The organism is Undibacterium sp. TC4M20W, assembly GCF_049340245.1.
Taxonomy (GTDB): domain Bacteria; phylum Pseudomonadota; class Gammaproteobacteria; order Burkholderiales; family Burkholderiaceae_D; genus Undibacterium.
In genome coordinates this window covers 463,432-484,259 of the sequence record NZ_JBMPPI010000001.1, presented here as the reverse complement: position 1 = coordinate 484,259, position 20,828 = coordinate 463,432, and the positions used below count along the sequence as shown (strand labels likewise).

Here is a 20,828-nt window from a genome sequence, read left to right as displayed (position 1 = left end):
TCGCATTGTGTCGAAAACTGCCAATTCACGGCCTTAAAGGTAAGATTAAAATTTTTTAATATAATCAGCACCGCAGTTAAATTTAACAAAAAAATAGAAAGCGATTTTTTTTAAAGTCGACTTGATTCTCGCTAAAAATATAACTAGTCTTGCAAAAAAATTTTGATATGCTCAGGCATACCAAGTTGACAGTACCGCATCGTCTCCATCAGAGGATTTTCATTTGTGATTTTTTCAAAAAGACGCTCTATGGTAATGCCAGTAATTTGCGATACGTGTCCTATGGCTGCTTCGTACCAATCCGACGACAAACTATTTATTCCATTGTTCGCTTCCAAATGGATTTTCATCCATTGCTCCCTGTTAAATAGTTTTTCTGTATAGAAATGGTCTAAGACGTCAGTTATGTAGCTCATGCGTAACATACCAGTAATTACTGTTCGCCAGCTTACAGTTTTGAAACCGTGCGATGCAATTGAAGGAAGGAATGCGTCAATTCTATACAATATTCTTGCAATGAAAATTGCAGACTTTGCACCACTTACAGGTAGAAACGTGCCAATTACACTTAAGGCACCGGATCTAAGGAAACCATTTGCAACAGATATATGAGAACCCCCGATTGCTGAAGTAGAACAAGCGCTTAACATTACGATTGGCGGCACGCCAGCGACATGGGCCAATTCCCAAGTATTTGTCCTGTCGTTTCCAAATTGGAGCCACCCTTCAAGCTCGTGCCCTCCGTGATCGCCATGACAGTCAAATATAACAATTGCCCCTTCAAATTCGTTCAAGGCTTTAATTGCAGCCATTTTGCTATCAACATCTATAATCGTAATTTTCATTCGCTCACTTAGCGGATAGCCTGCAATGGCCGTTTCCAAAAAATCTCGGATGGGATCATTATTGCGAAAAGAGCGAATGACCAATACCTGCTGAAGCACTGCACTAGGTATAATTCTGGGCGCACCACTTGCCGCATATTGTAGAAGAAGGTTGCCTGGAGTCATGGGCAACCTTGATACTTCATGGCTGATCATCAGTGGTACCTTTCCCAAGTACAGCCACTCCAACGGAACATCGCTACAAAATTTGCAGGCTTGGCTTTGCTGGCATATCAGTGTAGCAATCCCTTCGCCAATTTCGCTTTTTAGGACAGTGACGTATTCGTAGAAAGTTTTTTGAAGTAGAGACATTCCCTTTGGGTCCGTACGTTTAGTCAAAGACTCAATGTTCCTCAATTTACTGAGGTGTAAATTAATAGCGTTTGGAAGACGTACACTGGGAATACTCTGAACATTAGACAAGAGCGCTATCGCCGAAGAAGTAGCGAACAGTTCACTTTGACGAGCGGCAAGGATCGGCCCTATTACGGGATCTTTATAGGGATTAGTTATAGATTCACCGTCCAATGACAAACTAGAAAAGGAATATGATTTGTTTCTAAATAGCCCTTCCTCAATAATTTTCTTCTTCCACTTTTCTTTTACACCTCTTAATAGTTGATTCCAAAAATTTTGCTTGAAGTCATAGAAGAACACTTTCACCGAAGGAGAGTACACTATAATTTCCCGCATACTTTCATCGCTTGAAAACAAAATGTCTAGTGTTAGCTGAGCGGTTTTTGTTACTGCGTTCACTGCATCTTCATGATTCTCCAATACGACGCCATCTGGCCCAGTCACACTGTAGCCGAGGCTTTCCAGAAGCACTTGATTTGGACTAACTATTCCATGTTGCATCGGAATCTCAATCGCAGATGAATAGGGCTTTCTTATTTTCCTTATTTTTTGTTTTGCAGTCTTTCCTGTTAAGAGTAACTCTAAAATTTGCTTGTCGATCGAATGTGAGAAGGGCAACTTAAGGTTGCCAACATCAACTACACCTTTCTCTTTTTTAGGAGATAGTATTAATGCCAGCGTTTTCTTTGAGACTTGAGTGCATTTAATTTTTTCTATTTGAGATGGTAGACAGATAAAGATTCCGATTTGGCCTTCTTCAATTAAAACTATCTTGTCAAGAGACCTATCGCCAATCGCAATAACATCCTTAAATGTGCCCTGTCGTCGAAAAGAAAGCAATTCATCGTGGCTCATGAAGATCTCGATCGCTGCACTAGGTAAGCAGGAAAGCAGATAGAGTAAATGATGGAACCGCCTGTCAAGCATGACTGAATTCCAGCCTTGAAAGGGTATTACAGTGGCATCTGATTCGTCTTCTGGTACGACGAGTACATATCTCAGCCGCATTGATGCTCCTAGAAAAAGGTTCTGATAAAAAGCTTCGAGATTTGCTTGCGGATTGGGCATTTGTTATTACGGCTACAAGTAGCAGTAATAGCATAAATATTCTCTGTCTCTAAAATTTACGCGAAACATTTTGGTAATTTGCTCAAATCTGAAAGGTACGACTGAATCACATGAAGACGCCCAACAGTACTATTTATACCTTCCGACATGTTTCCACATCAAAAAATTTTGCTCTATGCATTCAGGCGCACTTGTATTTAAAACGATACTTGCGACCTCTCCATGTAGCCCCTCCAAAGAGAACGGTCTTGATTCGAATGTAGTAGTATCTACATGGCAAAATGCCTTTCATACGGTATCAGCGCAGAGCAAATCCTGAATTGATTTGAATTCTTCCATATTTGACTCACAATAAAGATTTGATATCAGCAGAATTTTTTTGGACCTGTTATCGGAATTAACATCGATATTGTTTGTGGCCGTTCACCAATTTATACCGTCCACCGCGTGGACCGGTATAACAAATTGCGTGCGTTGTGGGTTTTGACTGTTCACCGTGTCGATAATCCCAAGGTGGTGTTGGATTGGCATCCCGCCATAGCCCAGACGAAGCTTGTTTCGCACTGTTTTGCAGTGACACCAAGCTAGGATCCCGGTTATACATGGGATACACCCAGGCCAGCCCTCGTTCTACTTGAACTCGGTTTGCCTCAATGCCGCCGCAGGTGACAATGCCAACTGTACGTCCGTACTGGTCGATACTTTGTTTCTGCAACTGAGCGTCACGGCCATAGCACATGTCTGACAGTGATTGCTTCGATGCCTGCCCGTAGGGCTGGGATTTTTCTGGGGCATCGATGTTTGCCAAGCGCACGCGAATGGCTTTGCCAGATTCCATGAGTTCCAGCGTGTCGCCATCCAGGATGGAGACTACTTTTCCTGCAGAAACTGGAAATGGCAGGAACAGCAACGCACTTAAAAGAAGGGATAAATTATTTTGCATTTTAAACCGAGATTTGAAAATTATAGTCGGTGACAAAGACCGGGATTACTTTGATGTCAGCAGGTGGAAAACGCGCCTTAGCAAAGCATCCCATATAGAAATATACGATCCTTTAATCATCAAAAGACTATGCTGAAATTCCATTTTCTTTGCGACGTTTTTCCACTTCGTCCAAACGATTTTTTAAGCGGCTTACGGTGGCAGCCAACACATTTAGATCAATGTCCAGATCGTCAGGGGTTGGCAGAGGTGGTGGATCTTCGGCACCGCCTTCATGAGTAAACATTGAGCATCGGGTCATGCCTTCGGAAATCTCTTTAATATCACAATCGTTCACTTCAACCTTGAGCAATTGCTGGGTATTTATTGAGCGCTTAAAGCGTTTTACGGAGCCGTTGAACAGTAGGTCTTCGACGGCGAGTTCCCACGTGTCACGCATGCGCCGATAAAGTTGGCGTGCCGTGTCATTGTACGCGTCGAAATTTTTGTCAGCATCTAAAGTTTTTCGAGCCTTAGCGGCGTAGTCCTTCAATTCGTTAACGCGTGAAGGAATCTTTTTGGCTTCAAACGGAAAATTATCCTGCACATTACCTGCGCTGTCCTCCGTCTTAAAAACAAATCGTTCCTCATGTGACACCCCATGTCCCTCCGCAAGCTCACGTAGTGACCATGCGAACGCGAGGTCATGAGTGAACACGATAACTTGCCTTTTTTTTGCTTCACCCACAAGGCGCAAAGCAATACGCTCCTTGCGTATTTGGTCCAGTGAAGAAACAGGATCATCAAATACCACTCCTGAACTATCACCTTCAACATTAATTTCTGCCAGAAAAGCAGCAAGCGCAACTGCCCGCTGTTCGCCCTCGCTTAATACTAGCGAGGGCTTGATCTTTGCAAATTTTGGACTCGCTGCCAATTTCAACTTTTGAAGGCGTACGCCTTTCTGTCCAAGCATATCCAATCCCAACAACTCGCTGCGCACACCAAGTACAGCACATTCTTGAAATAAAGCTGCTTGCAGTTCCACAGTAACAGCCTGGTTATAGAGATCCGTCATCTTTCGCGTGATACCAACCGTTGAGCAGGTGCGGCCAGCTTCAGAATATGAGTGCTCAACCTTTAATGAGGAGATTGCGTCAGAAATAACACCAAGAAGTTCACCTAACTTTCTTCTGGCATTTAATTCTGCCAAGCGCTTGGTCTTAGCAGTGCGAATTTCCTGCGTCATCTGAGTATCTAATTGGCCTGCCTCTTTCCTTATCATGGCTACTATATGTAGAATTTCAGTAGACGGACCATATGGTAAATTTGCTATACCTGCCAATGACTTTGAGACGGCCATATTCATTACATATTTCTTGGATTCTTTCAATGCGCTCAAGAATTCATCTATTGAACAAGCAAGTTCTGGATAACGCTCCTCTAATTCTTCCAAGATAGTGGCATCCGATGGGAATGTAACAAGTTCCAATCCCGCTATCGCTCTGTAAAGTACCTTTGCTTGATTTCGGTAATCGCTGATCTGACGTTGCGCGTCCGACTGAAGGTAGTCTACAAATTTCTTCAGTCTTGCCTGTGCATCTGCAGCAAGTGGTTGTTGGCATAACACGCATTGTGAGTCATATTCTGGGCCTGGAAATGCTTCGCCAGGATAAACTGTCTCAGTTGCGAAATCGATTGCGCTTCGCAGCAATAGTTGCCAAGGTTCTGTTCCAGTTCCCGGTAGCGCTTTGCCTTCGTCCAAAAGGATGCTTGAGGCTAGTTCTGCGGCTTGTTCAGCGGTTTTCAATTTCTGAAATAACCCATCCAGCGCATTAACGTTTTCATTCGAAAGCGGATGAGCCAACATATCCAACTCACCATCAAGAGCTTGGAGCCTGGTTGCAAATCGTCGCATTGAGGCTGCTACCTTTACAGGGTCCTCTTCTCCTAGCAGTTTGCCGAGCATCACTCTTTCATCATTTTCTTCCTCAGACAATTTTGCAATCATTTCGAAGTTTGCTAAATCAGACGAATGATTTAGAGCTGCAATTAATCTTCCCACTTGAGTCTCACCACGAAGCTCGTCCAATTTAGACCATTCGAACTTTATAGCTGCCGTCTCCAATTCGATTTTTTTTTGGACTTGCTGGAGATGAAAAGCCAGATCTCGAAGTATGTCTAGCCCATAGGGAATATAAAAAACCTCTGCATTGTCATCAAGGAGGGTGCGTGCGCAGTGACTGTCGAATACTGCAATTCGTCCTAATTCTTCTGGCGGTGAATCGGTATCAGTCCAAACGTCCTTATGGCCGACAGCGCCGCTACACCACTCTACAGTTGCTTGCGCAGACCCTACGACCGGTGAATCTTCAAAAATATTAGGATAGATTTGTTCCGCTTGCCTGGCTCTACATACCTTTTTTAAAATGCGACCGTATCCAGATTTGCCAGCGCCGTTGTATCCATAGATTGTTGTAATACCGCTTGATGCAAAGCTAATTCCATTTGAGTTTGAGATCGCATTGACGAAATTTATCTCGCTAATTGCAGTAATTTTAACTGGCGGTTGATCTGGTTTTTTTTGCGGGACAGATTTAAGGTCTAATGGAACAGGAATTCGATTTTTAGAATCTTTAATACCGAAACTAGCCTTCGCCATCGCAACAGAGTCATCTACGTCACTCAGCGTAAGTTCGCCCTGAAAAAATAGGCGACGTGCTGCGTCGGAGACCCAAGCTGGCTGTTGACCTATCCAATTTGCGATTTCTACTATGATGGTCATTTCATATTCCTAAAAGGCTAAGTCATTTAGTAAATACTTTCGCTCTATCTTGAAAATTGAACCTTACTAAAATTCCAGAGTTGATTGATGATTGCCAATAGGGGAATATTGCAATTTAGGTGATTCCATCATTGAACTAATGTCAATGTAGTTTCATATCAGTTATCCAGTCAACTTAGTAATTCGACATTAACAATTGTTTTCAAAAATGCATCAACGGTAATTAAATGTTGAAGCTATATTAATTTTATGTGTCCCACTTATCGTCTGTTATTTACCAGTTCGTAGTAGGAAATGCTATATCGCTAATCCCCAGGCACACAACTTGAATATGAATATTGTCAAAGCTGAAGATGTAAATGACCTTTACAGCCTCGCTTTCGAGGAGCGTGGAGAAGATTTTTTTGCGGCGTACTGCTGACCAAGCTAACTGCGGCAGACCATCAAGATCCAGTGACTCTGTCACTTGGAATCTCAGACTTGTTCATTGGTAACGCGCTGGCAGGACTCACCCCCGAATCTACAATCAACGTACATAAGACAGATCCGATTGGAAGAGACCTCGCCACCATGTTTTCGGTAATGTTAACTCCTGGCGTTTCTGACGTTGATTGCAAAATTGCAATCAACGTTCATAAATACCGTTACATGACCGCCAGCAGGATGGACAATGAAGAACATAGCTATTCATTTGAAGTGCTGTATATCAAAGGAGTGAAGATACAATGTCACCAACTTAATACCTAATACCCAGAAAGATTTCATGGCACTGCAATTTCAACCAAAAGTCGGAGATGTATTGATGTGTGACTTTGACGGATTTGTTGAACCGGAAATGGTTAAAAAACGCCCTGTAGTAATAATTGCGAGAAACAAATTTAATTCTAAATTGGTAACCATAGTTCCATTAAGTACAACTGAGCCAGAAACTCTAGAATCACATCACTACCCCTTACCTATAAATCCCGTTCCTGCTCAGAGATCGAGAAAGTGTTGGGCAAAATGTGACATGATTTCCACAATTTCAATTGATAGGCTTGATAGGTTAAAGGATGGGTATACTCGTGTAATTCCAAAATTAAATCAAAAAGACATACAAGAAATAAGGTTATGTGTAATGCATGCACTTCAACTACAGAATACTGTCATCAGTTCGCAATTAGCTGCAACACAAAACCCAGCTGCAACCACTGAGGACGTGGCAGCTGGGAGCGCTAAGCAATAATAAGGTTTTATTTACGTTGTAAATAAAAATGTGCTATATTTGTGTTGTACCCAATTGGGACTTGAAGCCTTCTGGAAACAGAAGCCAGGTTCAGCAACTAGGCGACGACAAGCCTGCTGATTCTGTGAACAGGGCGCTCTTAGGAGTGCCCTTTGTCTTTTATACATCTGAATCTTTCTATGCGTTGTCGGTTACGCCAGGCGTTTCCAACGTTGGAAAATTTATTGTCACTTTCACCGGTGAAAGTTGAATGATGAAAAAAAGCCCGCAAAAGCGGGCTTTACTCATTTAAAAAGTTAAAGGGAAGGTGGCTTATTTTTTGAGTAAATCCAAAAAATAACTATGATAGAAATCAAAACTCCACCCAGCGGATTACTTTGCAAGCCAGACGCAATTGTTACAATTGCATTGGCTGCACCCTGGATATGCTCCATATTTTCCTTACAGAATATTAAAAAGTTAATTTTTTAATCAAAATTTACTCATTGCAATTCCCCCAAATAAAGGGCAGGAAAACACTTAAGATTTCATCAACTATTTCAAATGTTTAACGCGTTAAATCGCTTGGCTGACGCGATTTCATTTGCTATAGTTCCGCATGCTAATACGTATGAACTCTGGTGTATCCTGCCAGTTTAGAAATTGCCTCACCAAAAAGTGCCCAGAACCTGCGAAGTTCTTGGGCATTTTTTGCTTTAGCCCCCTTTTAAGTTGAGAATCCCAAAAATACTACATTTAGGGCGGATTCCTTAACTCGCCCCGATTCTAGTGCCGCATATGGCTATATGCAACTGCTTTTTACTTAATTTATTCACTTTTAATTCAATTATTTTTTATCGTAAATTCGTCATGTGGTGTTGACTTTCGCAGAGTACAGGAACGCGGAAGTGCAGCCGAGAGCGGACACTAACGTGCAAATACATGCTAGCCGCGTTCGGTCACAGTTCCTGCCTCGGTGTCATATTAAAATCCAGTGTTTGGCCATGTACACTGACTGACCTGGCGGCAAAAAATGATAATAGAGTATTAAGAAAAATTACCCGGACATCGAACTCTAAATCGAGCATACGTCCTATTTTTAACCTGTATTTCATGATTTTTCTGCGTTTGATTAGCGATAAAGAAGTATTGCCCGGCTAACGTAATACGATACCGCTCGAATAAAAAGAATTTTTAAAATGCCTAAAAGCACCCCATCAAAAAGACGGCGCGTTGCTCCTTACGATGAGGTCGGGATGCGACCTGTCTCAGTGCGCCTAACAAAGAAGCAGTATGAAATGGCCCTATTTCTAGGGAAAGGAAACTTTTCAGCGGGTATTCGTTGGGCAGTGGATTGGGCAGAAAGGCATGGACTCCATAATTTTGTCGAGAAAGATCACAAGAATGGCCAAAAGATGAGGAAAGAAAATCTGTCTGCTGGCATTCGCAGAATTCTAGATTGGGTAATCGAGGCCCAGAGTCAGAACGGTGATCAGAATATCTTGAAGGAAGAGTCAAATGACAATCCGCCCTCAGCAAGGGGGCGAGCGAGGCCGCGAGGGCGTCCCGCGTTGCCTGATGAGAAGATATTCGCGGCACAGTCAATGTATATAGACCAGCAGTTGTCCATCAAAGAGATCACCGAAACCCTGGGCATCCACATTTCAACTTTCTACCGATATGTCAATGTGCAACGAGGCAAGCAAAGGAAGCCCACTCGTTCATGATGGTTTCTCAATACAGCCCATCTACATTGGGCATTCTTGATATTGTCGGTAACGCCTGGAGTTTCCAACCTTGGAACTTTCACGTGTGAAAGTTGCGTGTTGTAACTGGGGTTATCAACGATAATGACAAAATTGTAATTGCGGTACTTTGGGACGGTTCGCCATGAGGATGATGCTGTGGCGTGCTGATGTTGACGCTGCATTTATCAGCGGATAGAATAAGCGCATGCAATCGTATTCGCGCTTCTGGTGCGATGTCGAACGTGTGGTAACCTTAGCAACCCTCCCGAGCCTGTTCCTAGGCGAGACAAGGAATTTTTTCCTGCTGAGAATTTTGCGCAATTTGCGCTATTTTTATTAAATTCTCTGAGGAAAATCACCATGTTGCCATCCAGCGACGGCGTCGCCTTCGGCTATGCCGACTTTTACAAAGAATATCTCTCAATACCTTCCAACCGCGCTCTCGTCGAGCTCAGTCGCATTCCTTTGCCATCCCCGACTGTCTTTTCTGTGCACGATCCGCTTCACGTTGCCGTGGCCGCGCAGCATGGTCACCAGGTGTTTCCAATTGACGAAGCCAACTTTAAGGCTCGTGTCAAAGATGGCGCACCCTACGCCCGAAGTGTCGTTTCCAGAATTGCAGAGTTCCACGAGATGGTTGCGGCGCATAACGCTCGCGAAAAGCAGTTATCGAAATTCTTGGGCGGCGCGAAAATAATTGTCATCGAAGATACCCCGTTTACCATCGAAGAGTTCGAAGCGGTGGGCCTTGGGGGAACCGTCATCGCGCAGGCCGCCATGCAATTCCAGCTGGACCGCGCTTTTCTGCGCCTTGGTCACTCGGGTCGCCTCAATCACTTCGCGCGCGAATACGGTTTTTCCAATGTAACGGAACTGATAGTGCACATTGGGAAACTGGACCACGCGGCGCAACAGTTGGGATCTCCGTCTTATATGGTGCTGTGCACGACCTCTCGCTACATTGACCACGTTCTGGCCCAGTCGGGGGACGATCCTAGTATGAAAATAGCCGTTGCCGCGCTGAGCGAACAGCGCGATCTACTAATGCGTGAAAGTGTGTTTCTAGTTGAGCGCTATGTCGCTTGCCGTATAGCGGGTGCCGATTCGCCTTTTTATATTGAAATGCTGGAAGAAGGTGTGTCCATCGAACTGCGGGATGGTTCTCATGCAGGCAAGTGCATCGTATCCTCAAAGCGCCGTTCGGACACGCAGGGCCAGATCTACCCAAGGTGGTTCGAATGACCGCCATGCGCGCCATGCGTAGCTCAGGGTCGTTAGTGCGGGTCTGCCGCCACTGTCGCGGTCGGGGTGCCGATGTGGTGGAGGTATGCCCCGACTGCTACGGCACCGGCTATGCGCCGACCGAAGAAAATAACTTTGGCCAGTGTCACACCTGCTACGGTGATGGCGAAGTCACCCGCGACATCTGCCCTCATTGCTGCTAGTTTCATTGTCGGTGGCAAGATTGCCACCGATTTATGACAATTTAATTCATCATGAAAATTTCAGCCACATACAGGCAGTTGATGCCAGTCGGTAGTGTACGCCGGTGATTTTTTCTCCTGGCGCATTGCCCAGGCCATGAGTGAATCATCCTGTGATAGTTTGAGCGTTCCCTTGCAGTACCTGGTGCTGTCCATGTCCTTGTAATAAACATCCAGTTTCAACGGCCAGCACTTTTACCATTCAACGAAATTGCGCATTTTGTGAAGCTAATAAGTGGTTTTTCCATGTTTTGCAAAGGAATGCCCCAATCCGGCCCACCGACAACTTTGAATTGAATTGCCTTACTGTCTTTCATCACAGAGAGGAATGTATGGGTGATCTGTTTGGGCACATCTATATCAAGTATTTTGCCGTCTGCATAAGCTGGTAGTTTAATAGGTTGATTATCCATAAAATCAATTGTGATATCGATAGACGTGCCTTGCTTAAAATTCCAGCGATCATTGAATAATGTCAACGACATCTGATCACGATTGGCCAGCTGTTTTACGGATGCATTGCGAACATTGTTTTTATCCAAGCTTGCTGACCACATACCGCACACAGGTGTACCAGCAGTTGTTTTGTCTGAAAAAAATTCCCATGGTGAATAGCGGCTGCTTACACGCGTTGACTGATCACTTAATTTTTCCTTTCCAAACATTTTCCAAGTCAATTCTTGGACAGAGCCATTACTCCATTTAACGATTGCATTTCCACGATTGTTAATGACATAGCAACCTTCCAAAACCGTATTACCGATTCTGGAAACAGCCGTCTTCAACTGCCCGGTTGCATCAGCCTTACATTTTTCTGTTAAAAGAATCACGCCATCTTTGCCAGATTCATATCCAGATTTTGCCAATATGTCTGCATTTGCGATGGTGGAAATACAAAGAAGTGATGTCAAAAATACATATGGGAAAACGGATGCCTTTGTCGTGTTTGTTCTTAGCATTTTTATCTTTCAGGAGGGAATCCCTCTGATATTACCCCTATTAAAGAGGGGATGACAGCCGCGAGAATATTTCACAGCGCCTCCTATACCTTCTTAATAGCTCTATCAAGTGTTAGTTTGCAATGGATTATGACCCGTTGGGTCATAATCCATTGCAAATCAACATGCTTTTCTTGGTGAAAACACACATTTCGATCCATGCCCATCAAATTTGCAAAAAAATGGAATATAATAAGTCCATCTTTACACCACGTGTAAAGATGGACTTGCAATTATTTGATGATTGCTATAGACTGTGGAGTTATGGGACATGGAATTTGAATTCGACGACAAAAGTCTGGATCGGCTCTATACCGACGCCCAGTTCACGGCTGGGCTATCGCAAGAGGTCGTCACTGCCTTCCGGAAGCGTATGCAACAGATCATCAGTTTCCAGGATGAGCGTGACTTTTACGCCTTGAAATCACTACATTTTGAAAAACTACAGGGTGACCGGGATGGACAGTCGTCAATACGGCTGAATTCAAAGTGGCGTCTGATCCTTGAGATTCGCGGCAGCCACCCATGCAAACTCATTGGAATAATTGAGATAGTCGATTACCACTAAAAAAGATTTGGAGAAATCATGAATGCACGTGTGCCTGCAGAAGTATTCCCCCCAGGCGAATTTCTGCGTGAAGAGCTAGAAGCCCGAGAATGGAGCCAGCAGGAGCTGGCCGATATCTTGGGGCGGCCGCCAAGACTCGTCAGCGAACTTATATCCGGAAAACGTGCCGTTACCCCTGAAACTGCGCGGGGCTTAGCCGATGCTTTTGGTACTTCTGCGGAATATTGGATGGGTTTGGAAAGCCAGTATCAATTGTCCAAAGTAAAACCTACCGATAATCAAGTAGCAAGGAAAGCTCGCTTGTACGGAAAGTTTCCAGTACGAGAAATGTTTCGCCGCGGATGGGTTCAAGCTAGTGAAAGCATAGAGGTACTTGAGCAACGCTTCTGTGAGTTTTTCGGCATAAATGGAATGGATGATCAACCAGTCCTTAACCATTATGCAAAGAAAACTGACGTGACTATGGATGTTAATTCATTGCAGTTGGCATGGCTTTTCCGAGTTCAAAGTATGGCGACTCAGCAAGTAGTTCCATCGTACTCACGTCAAAAATTGGTAGACGCTGTTGAAAAACTTAAGACGCTTCTTCTTGCCCCAGAGGAGACTCGGCATGCTCCAAGAATTCTGGCGGAGGCGGGGATACGCCTAGTTCTCGTCGAATCGATATCTGGATCCAGAATCGACGGCGCCTGCTTTTGGTTAAATAGCGATAAACCAGTCATAGGAATGACCTTGCGGTATGACCGGATCGATAATTTCTGGTTTGTACTTCGTCACGAGATTGAGCATGTGCTCCAAGAGGATGGTCGAACTGATGGCGAACTTATAATCGATAGTGACGTAGGTGCCGAGACTGAAGCACTATCAGAGTGCGAGATGCGAGCTAATTCAGCAGGGGCAGATTTTTGTGTGCCAACTGCCCAATTAGAAAATTTTGTGGAACGCGTTCAACCATATTTTTCTGAGCAAAAAGTGCTTGCCTTTGCACAGCGGCTCAATATCCATCCAGGAATAGTAGTAGGGCAGTTGCAACGCAGGTTAAATCGACATGATTTTCTTCGCAAATATCAAGTCAAGATTCGTACACATGTTCTCCCATCGGCTGACACCGACGGATGGGGATCATTCTCTGAATAATAGGAGGTCAAATGTCAGCTTATGCAAATCAAGTAAGAGATTATCTAGAACGCTATCAGAATGAATTTGGTGATGACGGATTGTTTGATCCTCATGCTGTAGCGGAGTGGGCATACCAGAACGGTTTGCACAAGCCAAACATCAAGACTGTTATCGATGCGATTGCGAGTGATATTTCTCAAGTTTGTCGGGAGGAATACCGTACTGGTGAAGATGGACAACGTTATAGGGCAAAGCACGCTGCACGCACTAAGCAAGGGAACAAGACAAAGACACTATGGGCGGATCTCGACGACGTGCGTGCACCTCGGGAACATTTTGTGCGCTCCTTTTCTCAGCGTCGGCAGCAGATCGTAGGCGACTGCTTTCAATTGAAAACAGATGTAGATGTCTACAATACTAAAGACCCTTTGCAGCCATCCATTCAGATTCCTTTGGATTTCACATATGACGTAGAAGAGCTTCAGCTTCCATTTAAAGGAAAAAAGGCTGCCTGACTGGCTCGGCACGGTTCCTATCTCAAAGGTGTACAACGATTATTTAGGTGGTGTCTTCATTGTTAACAAATGCGCAGACTTCCTGCGGGACTTTACGGAGAACTAATCATGAAAAAGAAAGACGTGCACGTTGTTCCCCACGGCGATGGCTGGGCTACAAAAACCGAGGGCGCATCACGTGCTGGTGTTAAAACCAATACACAGAAAGAAGCAATTGACCGCGCCGTAGTCAAAGCAAAACGGGATCATGTAGAGGTAGTGATCCACCGAAGGGATGGCAAGATTCGAGATAGCGATAGCTATGGCCATGATCCCAAAAGCAGTAAAGATAAAAAGTACTAATCGATAATAGCCGAACTAGAGAATTCATGTGCTGTAAGTGCATGTAGCTGCCACCAATGTGCAAATACATGCTGGTCGATTTAGTCACTATTCCCTGTCCTATCATTTTAAGAAATCGGGGTTTTGAAGGATTTGTATAAATCCTGACGAACTCACTTCCGCGTGCGGAATTACCTGCGATAGTGCTTGCCGGGAGACTATTGGCACACTTGGTGTCGTCGAGCTTGACTCCTCACGGATCAGCCCAATAACGTAGTACCGATTATGCGTATGGTGTCCACCTTTAAGTGGAATTTCTTCGTCGTGAGCCAAACGACATAACCGCGCACCCTGTAACACCTGTATAGCTGTACTGATAACATAAATCTTAGTTCACCAAAAATATGTAATTATCAAAACCTATCTTACATCTAGACATTGATGATCTTTTTTTGAACAAGTTAGCGACGCGTTAAATAAGCAATATATCTTTTCACTACATATGCTCCCAGGATTTACCAGGCAGTTTGCGGAGCAGACTATTTGGTGAAGTATGTGCTCAAACTAGATAGCATCGCTGAGCGAGCGCTAACTATAGTGAGGGCGTTAAGTCGAATTATGCAGATAGATCTCGTAAGATCTCGTAAGATCTCGTAATACTAGTTGTACAACTGATTTAACTCTCAGCATAGACTAAAAGCGAATAATTTATAGCTATAGAGTGTCGATGGTTCTATGACTGACTCTACGATTTATTTTGGTTATGTCAAGTGTATCAAGGAAGAGCACACCCCTGTGAGCCAGAGAAATCTCTCCTGGCCTTGGTGTTCCACCTCCACCAACTAATGCTACGGCAGATGCTGTGTGATGGGGTGCCCTATACGGTCTCGCCTTCCATTTTTCTATGGAAAAACCGGAAGTCAGGGACTGCACTGCCGCTGATTCCAGTGCTTCCTGATCGGTCATGGTCGGCAAAATGCCGGGGAAGCGGGCGGCCAGCATGGATTTGCCGGTGCCTGGTGGACCCATCAACAAGACTGAATGCGATCCTGCGGCTGCTACTTCCAGTGCGCGTTTGGCCTGTAACTGGCCTTTTACCTCTGCAAAGTCAGCATATTTGGGGCGACTGGGTCTGGAGGCTGGACGGTGACGTGCCAGTCTTTGCTCACCATCGACCCCAGCGAAGTGAGCGCATACCTGTAGTAGTGAATCTGCAGGGTAAATCGCAGCATCGCTGACCAGCGCCGCTTCATCCGCGTTCGCGCGTGGCAAGATGAAGGCCGGTTCCTGTGCCGAGTGTTGCTGGCTTTTGCATATCGCAAACGTCATCGCCAGTGCGCCGCGTATCGGCCGTAGTTCACCTGATAATGATAGCTCACCGGCAAATTCATATTGTTCCAGCGCATCTCCAGGGATTTGCCCGGATGCGGCCAGAATACCCAGCGCGATAGGCAAATCAAAGCGGCCAGATTCCTTCGGCAAATCAGCCGGTGCCAAATTCACTGTGATGCGCTTGTTCGGGAACTCAAAGCGGGCATTTTGCAGGGCGGCCCTGACCCTGTCCTTGGATTCCTTGACTTCGGTTTCGGGCAGGCCAACGATAGTGAAGGCGGGCAGGCCATTGGCTAGATGCACTTCCACAGTCACCTGTGGTGCATCCATGCCATTCAGGGCGCGGCTTTTGAGTACGGCTAATGACATGCGGTCTGCGGTTTAGTTGTCTTTTTTTAGTCGGCTTTTTGTGGTGCTTCGAGTGCGGCAACCCTTGCTTCCAGGGCTTCGAGCTTGGCGCGGGTCTTGGCCAGGACTTGTGCCTGGATATCAAATTCTTCGCGCGTCACCAGATCCAGCTTGGAAAAGCCCTGGCTCATCATGGCCTTGACATTCTTTTCTATGTCCTTGGCTGGCGAGTTTTCGATTGCCTGGCTGATCTTGGCGTGCATGTCATTAAAGAAATTTTGCTTGTCCATTTTTATCCTCTGCCTTGTAACTGCACATTTTTGGTGCGAATTATGCGTTGCCACTTTTTTGTGCGGATTTATTATTGCCCGCAATTGGTGCGCAAAGCTGTTTTTTGCTTATAAGTTTACCTATAGGGCAATGATAGCGCATCTTGCCCGCGCTGCTACTGGTATTGCAGCGCAATATAAAAAACCAGCGCGACCCAGTGTTTATCTGGCTGTATGCATATTAATACACTCTGGGCCCTGCACTGTGTTGCCGTTTTATTGATGAGATAGCCATGGTTGGCACGACTCCTGCTAACAGGTAAGGGAAATAAGAATTTAAGAGTTTGACCGATGCAAGCAGTGGGGGCGCAAGTGGTGGTGAGTATTAATGCTTGTCCGTGCCTGTCCTCGCTATGAGCTGAAAACAGATTCTGTCCCGGGTTCAATCTAATCAAATCTTAATCAATAGGGGGAAGCGCAATGAAAAAACTAGTAATCGCCGCTGCTGTAGCCACATCATTCTTTGGTGGTTTTGCCCATGCAGAAGATGCCAAGCCTGAAGCCAAGCCAGATAATGAAGTCAGCTTCAACATTGGCGTCGTCAGCGAATACCGCTATCGTGCGATTGCGCAATCACGCCTTGACCCTGCGTTGCAGGGTGGCGCTGATTATGTGAATAACCCCAGCGGCTTTTATGCTGGTACATGGTTATCTACGATTAAATGGACCAAGGATGCCGGTGGTAGTGGCGATATCGAATGGGATTTGTATGCCGGTAAAAAAGGCGAGATCACCAAGGATGTTTCTTATGACGTCGGCGTGCTGACTTATATCTACCCATCCAATGGCCTGAACAAGGTTGCCGGTTTTGCTGATGCCAACACCACCGAGATTTACGGCCAGTTAGGCATGGGGCCAGCCTATATCAAGTATTCACACTCCGTCACCAATCTGTTCGGTTTTATCGATAGCAAGAACAGTGGCTACCTGGATATCGGCGCAAACATTGAGCTGCCTGAAGGTTACACGCTGGCCCTGCATGCTGGCCATCAGACCATCAAGAACAATGGTGCCTATTCTTATTCCGATTGGAAAATTGGTGTGAATAAAGAGTTTTTTGGTGTGAATTTTGGTATTGCAGCGCTGGGCACGAATGCAGAGAAAAAACTGTATGTCACGCCAGCAGGCAAATTCACAGGCAAAACGACACTGGTATTGTCTGCAGTTAAAACATTCTAATATTCGAGGCGAGCATGAAACTGATTACTGCAATTATCAAGCCTTTTAAACTCGATGAAGTCCGCGAAGCGTTGTCCACCATTGGTGTACAGGGCATTACCGTGACTGAGGTGAAAGGCTTTGGCCGTCAGAAAGGTCACACTGAACTGTACCGTGGTGCAGAGTATGTGGTCGACTTCCTGCCCAAGACAAAAATTGAAGCGGCTGTAGATGACGCGATTGTTGAGCGCGCCATTGAAGCAATAGAAACCGCAGCCCGCACTGGCAAGATTGGTGACGGCAAGATTTTTGTCTATGACTTGCAACAAGTTGTGCGTATTCGTACCGGTGAAACCGGCAACGACGCACTCTGATAGCTAACCAGGGAGTTCACATGAAAAAACTGTTGAAGAACATGCTGGCGGGGGCTGCTTTGCTGGTCACTGTCGGTTTCACCTCTGTCGCATCGGCGCAAGATGCGTCAGCTAAAGCTGAACCTGCGGCAGCTTCTGCTGCCTCGGTTACTGCGTCGGCCAGCGCTTCTGCACCTGCAGCGGCACCCGTCCCGGCCCCGGCTTCCACTGCTGTTGTGGCGCCTGCTTCTGCCCCGGCAGCCGCGGCTGACCCTGCGGCAGCCAGTGCTGCCGCACCTGCACCAACGCCAAATAAAGGCGACACTGCCTGGATGATGGTTGCCACCCTGCTGGTTATTTTGATGACCATACCTGGCCTGGCACTTTTCTACGGCGGCCTGGTCCGTTCCAAGAACATGTTGTCCGTCCTGATGCAGGTCTTCATGATCTTCGCCGTGATTATTGTTCTGTGGTGTATCTATGGTTATTCACTGGCATTTACTGAAGGTGGCAGGTTCATCGGTTCGTTTGACCGTCTGTTCCTGAAAGGTATCTGGGATCCGGCCAAGGCAACATTTGCTACGGCAGCGACATTCAGCAAAGGCGTGGTGATTCCTGAGTTTGCTTATGTAGCCTTCCAGGCGACCTTTGCAGCGATCACTTGCGGCCTGATCATCGGTGCTTTTGCAGAACGCGCAAAATTCACTGCTGTACTGTTGTTCGTCGTCTTGTGGTTCACGTTCAGCTACCTGCCTATTGCTCACATGGTCTGGTTCTGGACTGGCCCTGACGCGATCAAGGATGCAGCTACTGCGGCAACTGAATTGGCCAAAGGCGGCTTCTTGCAACAAAAAACCGCGCTGGACTTCGCTGGTGGTACGGTTGTGCATATCAATGCCGCAGTCGCTGGCCTCGTCGGTGCTTACCTGATAGGCAAACGTGTAGGCTATGGTAAAGAATCCATGGCGCCTCATTCCCTGACAATGACGATGATAGGCGCGTCGCTGTTGTGGGTGGGCTGGTTTGGTTTCAATGCCGGTTCCGCGCTGGAAGCGGGCGATGTCGCAGCACTGGCTTTCATCAATACTTTGCTGGCAACGGCTGCAGCAACAGTGTCATGGGTGTTTGGTGAATGGATGTCCAAAGGCAAACCTTCCATGCTGGGTGGCGCATCCGGTGCGGTAGCCGGACTGGTAGCGATTACGCCAGCTTGCGGTTTCGTCGGCCCTATGGGTGCCCTGATCATTGGTCTGCTGGCAGGTATTGTTTGCCTGTGGGGTGTCAATGGCCTCAAGCGTTTGCTGGGTGCAGATGATTCCCTCGACGTCTTCGGTGTGCATGGCGTGGGCGGTATTCTGGGTGCCTTGCTGACCGGTGTGTTTGCTGCACCATCCCTTGGCGGCCAGGGCATATTTGACTATATCACCAATAAAATGTCGGCTGATCCTTATGATATTTTTGGTCAGGTCATGACACAGGCGACTGCAGTTGGCACGACCATCATCTGGTCAGGCGTCGTGTCCTTCGTGGCTTACAAACTGGTTGATCTGGTAGTTGGCCTGCGTGTACCAGAAGATGAAGAACGTGAAGGTCTGGACATCACCAGCCATGGTGAGTCTGCCTACCACTCTTGATGCGGTTGTTGATCTGAATCGCGTTCTGAGTAACAAGTTTTGCCCAGCCTGTATCTGATGCTTCGATCAGGCTGGGGCAGCAAAGAGTATCCAAAGGTGTACCGTCAGTACCGTAATCAGAGCTTGCGGTCCTGAATTTGACAGGCTGTTTTGCATTGCGCAAAACAGCCTTTTTTTATCTGGTGGCGAGCCTATATCTGAACATCTGCACAAGCACGGGTAAAAAAATACGCCACCCGCAGGTGGCGTATTTCTTAAAACGGTTTGTAATCTGAGAAGATATCCGTCAGCTTATTTTGCTTCAGGAGCAAATTTATTGGCAGGTACCAGCAGCCACAAACGTGCAAAGTCAGCAGAGCCATCACGGCCTTGTACCGACTTCAGTGTTTCAACAGCCTTGTCGCGTTTGCCTGCTCTCAGGTAAGCCATACCCAGATGCAGTTTTGCTTCATCTGGAGACTTCAAGCCACCTTTGGCGATACCTTGTTCCATCAATCCCAGGCCTTTGTCGTACTGGCCGTTAATGACGTAGTTGTAACCAATATTGACCATGCCGATACCGGTCTTGGCATTTTTGGCAGCGGCTTCACCAGCATCGAGGCTCTTGATATCGTCAGCGGCTTGCTTGTTGACGCGGTCGCGCAATTGCTTGTGCTTGGTCGCTTCCTTGCCGGTGCCCAGCACGTTGGCTGCGTAGCCTGCTTCAATCGCGGTTTTGGCTTCTGCTGGCAAACCTGCCAGCAAGGCCAACTCTGCCATATCAACAAAATCCGTGGCATCTTCTAATTTGCCGTTCAGGAATTGGAGACGATAGTAGTCGAGCAGCAAGCGGTCAGAAAAACCAGGTTTTTTCATAACGCGGTAAATCAGGTCTGTCCAGAATTCTGGTGTTGGGTACAGCGCAACCAGGCGTTCCAGCGCAACGGCATAGTTATCCCATTCCTTGAGCTGTTGGTAAGCAAGAGCCAGCAACTTGAGGTTGTCAGAACTGGTATTGCGTTTGGCGTTTTCATCGAATGCTATTTGGGTATTCAAGACTTTGACGACATTGGCAAAGTCGTTTTCCAGATAATAGGAACGGGCGATCAGATAGATCATGACTTCATTGCCTGGTGCTTTCACCAGGAAGCGATTACCCCATACCCTGGAATCAGCATATTTCTTTTCACCAAACAGAGTACTTGCCATGGCTTCCATCAAACGCTGTTTTTCTGGATCTTTCAGAAAATCAGTCGAAATCATATATTCGAAGGAGCTTGCCATCAGCGCAGAGTCATTGATACTGGATGCAACCACGGCGCGCAAACGGTTAATGGTAAACAGCTCGAAAGGCGTTTTCTTTTCCAGAGAGGCATCCATGGCATTAATTTTTTCCAATGCCTGAGGATATTGCTTGGCGGTCAGCAAGTCCTGGATTTCATTAAGTGGCTTGGCCATTTCCTGGCGTACTGTCTGCTGTTTCGCAGGATCAGCCGCTTCTTGTGCCTGAACGGCATTCACAGTCACGGGAGAGAAGCCAGAACCAAGTGCTGCCAGCATCATGGCGGCGAACAGGTAAGAAGTTTTTTTCATGAATGATCCAGATAAAAAATGAAAATTATTGCAATAATGCAAAAACACCACGCAACAATCAATCAAAACACATCAATAATACAAATGACAACAGGCGTAGTACCGGCCTTCATCGCTGCTTATGCCCTG

At 46.1% G+C, this 20,828-nt stretch carries 19 protein-coding genes and 1 pseudogene; 11 read left to right on the top strand and 9 right to left on the bottom strand.

Going from position 1 to position 20,828, the window contains the following annotated elements:
* Nucleotides 1-143 precede the first annotated feature (143 nt).
* From ACO0LL_RS02295 to ACO0LL_RS02285, 3 genes are all read right to left on the bottom strand, one after another.
* Nucleotides 144-2,309 carry a CHAT domain-containing protein gene (locus ACO0LL_RS02295; RefSeq protein WP_422949269.1) on the bottom strand — a complete coding sequence of 722 codons (2,166 nt, stop codon included), beginning with the start codon at nt 2,307-2,309 and terminating at the stop codon, nt 144-146.
* Between the two features lie 397 nt (nt 2,310-2,706).
* Nucleotides 2,707-3,252: a thermonuclease family protein gene (locus ACO0LL_RS02290; RefSeq protein ID WP_422949268.1), complete on the bottom strand. Its 546-nt coding sequence runs from the start codon at nt 3,250-3,252 to the stop codon at nt 2,707-2,709.
* Nucleotides 3,253-3,379: 127 nt separating this feature from the next.
* A complete protein-coding gene (locus ACO0LL_RS02285) occupies nt 3,380-6,016 on the bottom strand; it encodes an AAA family ATPase (RefSeq protein WP_422949267.1) in 2,637 nt (878 codons plus the stop codon).
* A 480-nt stretch (nt 6,017-6,496) separates the two neighbouring features.
* Between ACO0LL_RS02285 and ACO0LL_RS02280 the strand changes: the two genes are divergently transcribed.
* The 4 genes from ACO0LL_RS02280 to ACO0LL_RS02265 all read left to right on the top strand — a co-directional run bounded on the left by ACO0LL_RS02280 (nt 6,497) and on the right by ACO0LL_RS02265 (nt 10,210).
* Nucleotides 6,497-6,763 (top strand): hypothetical protein, encoded by a 267-nt coding sequence (locus ACO0LL_RS02280; protein WP_422949266.1) that lies wholly within the window; start codon nt 6,497-6,499, stop codon nt 6,761-6,763.
* A 16-nt stretch (nt 6,764-6,779) separates the two neighbouring features.
* Complete coding sequence (locus ACO0LL_RS02275) at nt 6,780-7,241, top strand: type II toxin-antitoxin system PemK/MazF family toxin (RefSeq protein ID WP_422949265.1); 462 nt, start codon at nt 6,780-6,782, stop codon at nt 7,239-7,241.
* Between the two features lie 1,178 nt (nt 7,242-8,419).
* Nucleotides 8,420-8,947: a hypothetical protein gene (locus ACO0LL_RS02270; RefSeq protein WP_422949264.1), complete on the top strand. Its 528-nt coding sequence runs from the start codon at nt 8,420-8,422 to the stop codon at nt 8,945-8,947.
* A 381-nt stretch (nt 8,948-9,328) separates the two neighbouring features.
* The gene (locus ACO0LL_RS02265) at nt 9,329-10,210 is read left to right on the top strand and encodes a hypothetical protein (RefSeq protein WP_422949263.1); all 882 of its coding nucleotides are present in this window, start codon (nt 9,329-9,331) and stop codon (nt 10,208-10,210) included.
* A 32-nt stretch (nt 10,211-10,242) separates the two neighbouring features.
* Here ACO0LL_RS02265 and ACO0LL_RS02260 read toward each other — a convergent pair whose 3' ends face one another.
* The 3 genes from ACO0LL_RS02260 to ACO0LL_RS02250 are packed head-to-tail and all read right to left on the bottom strand — an operon-like array spanning nt 10,243 to nt 11,411.
* On the bottom strand, nt 10,243-10,431 hold the full coding sequence (locus ACO0LL_RS02260) for a hypothetical protein (protein WP_422949262.1): 189 nt from the start codon (nt 10,429-10,431) through the stop codon (nt 10,243-10,245).
* A 42-nt stretch (nt 10,432-10,473) separates the two neighbouring features.
* On the bottom strand, nt 10,474-10,608 hold the full coding sequence (locus tag ACO0LL_RS02255; RefSeq protein ID WP_422949329.1) for a DUF4113 domain-containing protein: 135 nt from the start codon (nt 10,606-10,608) through the stop codon (nt 10,474-10,476).
* A gap of 23 nt (nt 10,609-10,631) precedes the next feature.
* Nucleotides 10,632-11,411: a hypothetical protein gene (locus tag ACO0LL_RS02250; protein ID WP_422949261.1), complete on the bottom strand. Its 780-nt coding sequence runs from the start codon at nt 11,409-11,411 to the stop codon at nt 10,632-10,634.
* A gap of 310 nt (nt 11,412-11,721) precedes the next feature.
* Here ACO0LL_RS02250 and ACO0LL_RS02245 point away from each other — a divergent pair, with 310 nt between their 5' ends.
* The 4 genes from ACO0LL_RS02245 (at nt 11,722) to ACO0LL_RS02230 (ending at nt 13,994) form a co-directional block, all read left to right on the top strand.
* The gene (locus tag ACO0LL_RS02245) at nt 11,722-12,018 is read left to right on the top strand and encodes a type II toxin-antitoxin system RelE/ParE family toxin (protein ID WP_422949260.1); all 297 of its coding nucleotides are present in this window, start codon (nt 11,722-11,724) and stop codon (nt 12,016-12,018) included.
* Nucleotides 12,019-12,036: 18 nt separating this feature from the next.
* Nucleotides 12,037-13,155: a HigA family addiction module antitoxin gene (locus tag ACO0LL_RS02240; RefSeq protein ID WP_422949259.1), complete on the top strand. Its 1,119-nt coding sequence runs from the start codon at nt 12,037-12,039 to the stop codon at nt 13,153-13,155.
* An 11-nt stretch (nt 13,156-13,166) separates the two neighbouring features.
* Entirely contained in the window at nt 13,167-13,652 is a 486-nt protein-coding gene (locus tag ACO0LL_RS02235) for a hypothetical protein (RefSeq protein WP_422949258.1), read from the top strand.
* 108 nt (nt 13,653-13,760) lie between these two features.
* Nucleotides 13,761-13,994, top strand: coding sequence for a DUF2188 domain-containing protein (locus tag ACO0LL_RS02230; RefSeq protein ID WP_422949257.1), 234 nt, complete (start codon nt 13,761-13,763; stop codon nt 13,992-13,994).
* Between the two features lie 720 nt (nt 13,995-14,714).
* Here ACO0LL_RS02230 and ACO0LL_RS02225 read toward each other — a convergent pair.
* Both ACO0LL_RS02225 and ACO0LL_RS02220 read right to left on the bottom strand, forming a co-directional pair.
* Nucleotides 14,715-15,674: pseudogene (locus ACO0LL_RS02225) on the bottom strand (YifB family Mg chelatase-like AAA ATPase); the annotation flags it as partial.
* A 26-nt stretch (nt 15,675-15,700) separates the two neighbouring features.
* Nucleotides 15,701-15,943 (bottom strand): accessory factor UbiK family protein, encoded by a 243-nt coding sequence (locus tag ACO0LL_RS02220; protein ID WP_422949256.1) that lies wholly within the window; start codon nt 15,941-15,943, stop codon nt 15,701-15,703.
* 459 nt (nt 15,944-16,402) lie between these two features.
* Here ACO0LL_RS02220 and ACO0LL_RS02215 point away from each other — a divergent pair, with 459 nt between their 5' ends.
* The 3 genes from ACO0LL_RS02215 to ACO0LL_RS02205 are packed head-to-tail and all read left to right on the top strand — an operon-like array spanning nt 16,403 to nt 19,127.
* Nucleotides 16,403-17,161 (top strand): TorF family putative porin, encoded by a 759-nt coding sequence (locus ACO0LL_RS02215; protein ID WP_422949255.1) that lies wholly within the window; start codon nt 16,403-16,405, stop codon nt 17,159-17,161.
* Between the two features lie 14 nt (nt 17,162-17,175).
* The gene (locus tag ACO0LL_RS02210; RefSeq protein ID WP_422949254.1) at nt 17,176-17,514 is read left to right on the top strand and encodes a P-II family nitrogen regulator; all 339 of its coding nucleotides are present in this window, start codon (nt 17,176-17,178) and stop codon (nt 17,512-17,514) included.
* A 20-nt stretch (nt 17,515-17,534) separates the two neighbouring features.
* A complete protein-coding gene (locus tag ACO0LL_RS02205) occupies nt 17,535-19,127 on the top strand; it encodes an ammonium transporter (protein ID WP_422949253.1) in 1,593 nt (530 codons plus the stop codon).
* A 291-nt stretch (nt 19,128-19,418) separates the two neighbouring features.
* Here ACO0LL_RS02205 and ACO0LL_RS02200 read toward each other — a convergent pair whose 3' ends face one another.
* Nucleotides 19,419-20,699: a tetratricopeptide repeat protein gene (locus ACO0LL_RS02200; protein WP_422949252.1), complete on the bottom strand. Its 1,281-nt coding sequence runs from the start codon at nt 20,697-20,699 to the stop codon at nt 19,419-19,421.
* Nucleotides 20,700-20,828: the final 129 nt, after the last annotated feature.

Coding starts and splice junctions, on each gene's coding strand:
- ACO0LL_RS02295 (WP_422949269.1), bottom strand. CDS start 2,309: ATGCCCAATCCGCAAGCAAATCTCGAAGCTTTTTATCAGAACCTTTTT.
- ACO0LL_RS02290 (WP_422949268.1), bottom strand. CDS start 3,252: ATGCAAAATAATTTATCCCTTCTTTTAAGTGCGTTGCTGTTCCTGCCA.
- ACO0LL_RS02285 (WP_422949267.1), bottom strand. CDS start 6,016: ATGACCATCATAGTAGAAATCGCAAATTGGATAGGTCAACAGCCAGCT.
- ACO0LL_RS02275 (WP_422949265.1), top strand. CDS start 6,780: ATGGCACTGCAATTTCAACCAAAAGTCGGAGATGTATTGATGTGTGAC.
- ACO0LL_RS02270 (WP_422949264.1), top strand. CDS start 8,420: ATGCCTAAAAGCACCCCATCAAAAAGACGGCGCGTTGCTCCTTACGAT.
- ACO0LL_RS02265 (WP_422949263.1), top strand. CDS start 9,329: ATGTTGCCATCCAGCGACGGCGTCGCCTTCGGCTATGCCGACTTTTAC.
- ACO0LL_RS02255 (WP_422949329.1), bottom strand. CDS start 10,608: ATGGACAGCACCAGGTACTGCAAGGGAACGCTCAAACTATCACAGGAT.
- ACO0LL_RS02250 (WP_422949261.1), bottom strand. CDS start 11,411: ATGCTAAGAACAAACACGACAAAGGCATCCGTTTTCCCATATGTATTT.
- ACO0LL_RS02245 (WP_422949260.1), top strand. CDS start 11,722: ATGGAATTTGAATTCGACGACAAAAGTCTGGATCGGCTCTATACCGAC.
- ACO0LL_RS02240 (WP_422949259.1), top strand. CDS start 12,037: ATGAATGCACGTGTGCCTGCAGAAGTATTCCCCCCAGGCGAATTTCTG.
- ACO0LL_RS02235 (WP_422949258.1), top strand. CDS start 13,167: ATGTCAGCTTATGCAAATCAAGTAAGAGATTATCTAGAACGCTATCAG.
- ACO0LL_RS02230 (WP_422949257.1), top strand. CDS start 13,761: ATGAAAAAGAAAGACGTGCACGTTGTTCCCCACGGCGATGGCTGGGCT.
- ACO0LL_RS02220 (WP_422949256.1), bottom strand. CDS start 15,943: ATGGACAAGCAAAATTTCTTTAATGACATGCACGCCAAGATCAGCCAG.
- ACO0LL_RS02215 (WP_422949255.1), top strand. CDS start 16,403: ATGAAAAAACTAGTAATCGCCGCTGCTGTAGCCACATCATTCTTTGGT.
- ACO0LL_RS02210 (WP_422949254.1), top strand. CDS start 17,176: ATGAAACTGATTACTGCAATTATCAAGCCTTTTAAACTCGATGAAGTC.
- ACO0LL_RS02205 (WP_422949253.1), top strand. CDS start 17,535: ATGAAAAAACTGTTGAAGAACATGCTGGCGGGGGCTGCTTTGCTGGTC.
- ACO0LL_RS02200 (WP_422949252.1), bottom strand. CDS start 20,699: ATGAAAAAAACTTCTTACCTGTTCGCCGCCATGATGCTGGCAGCACTT.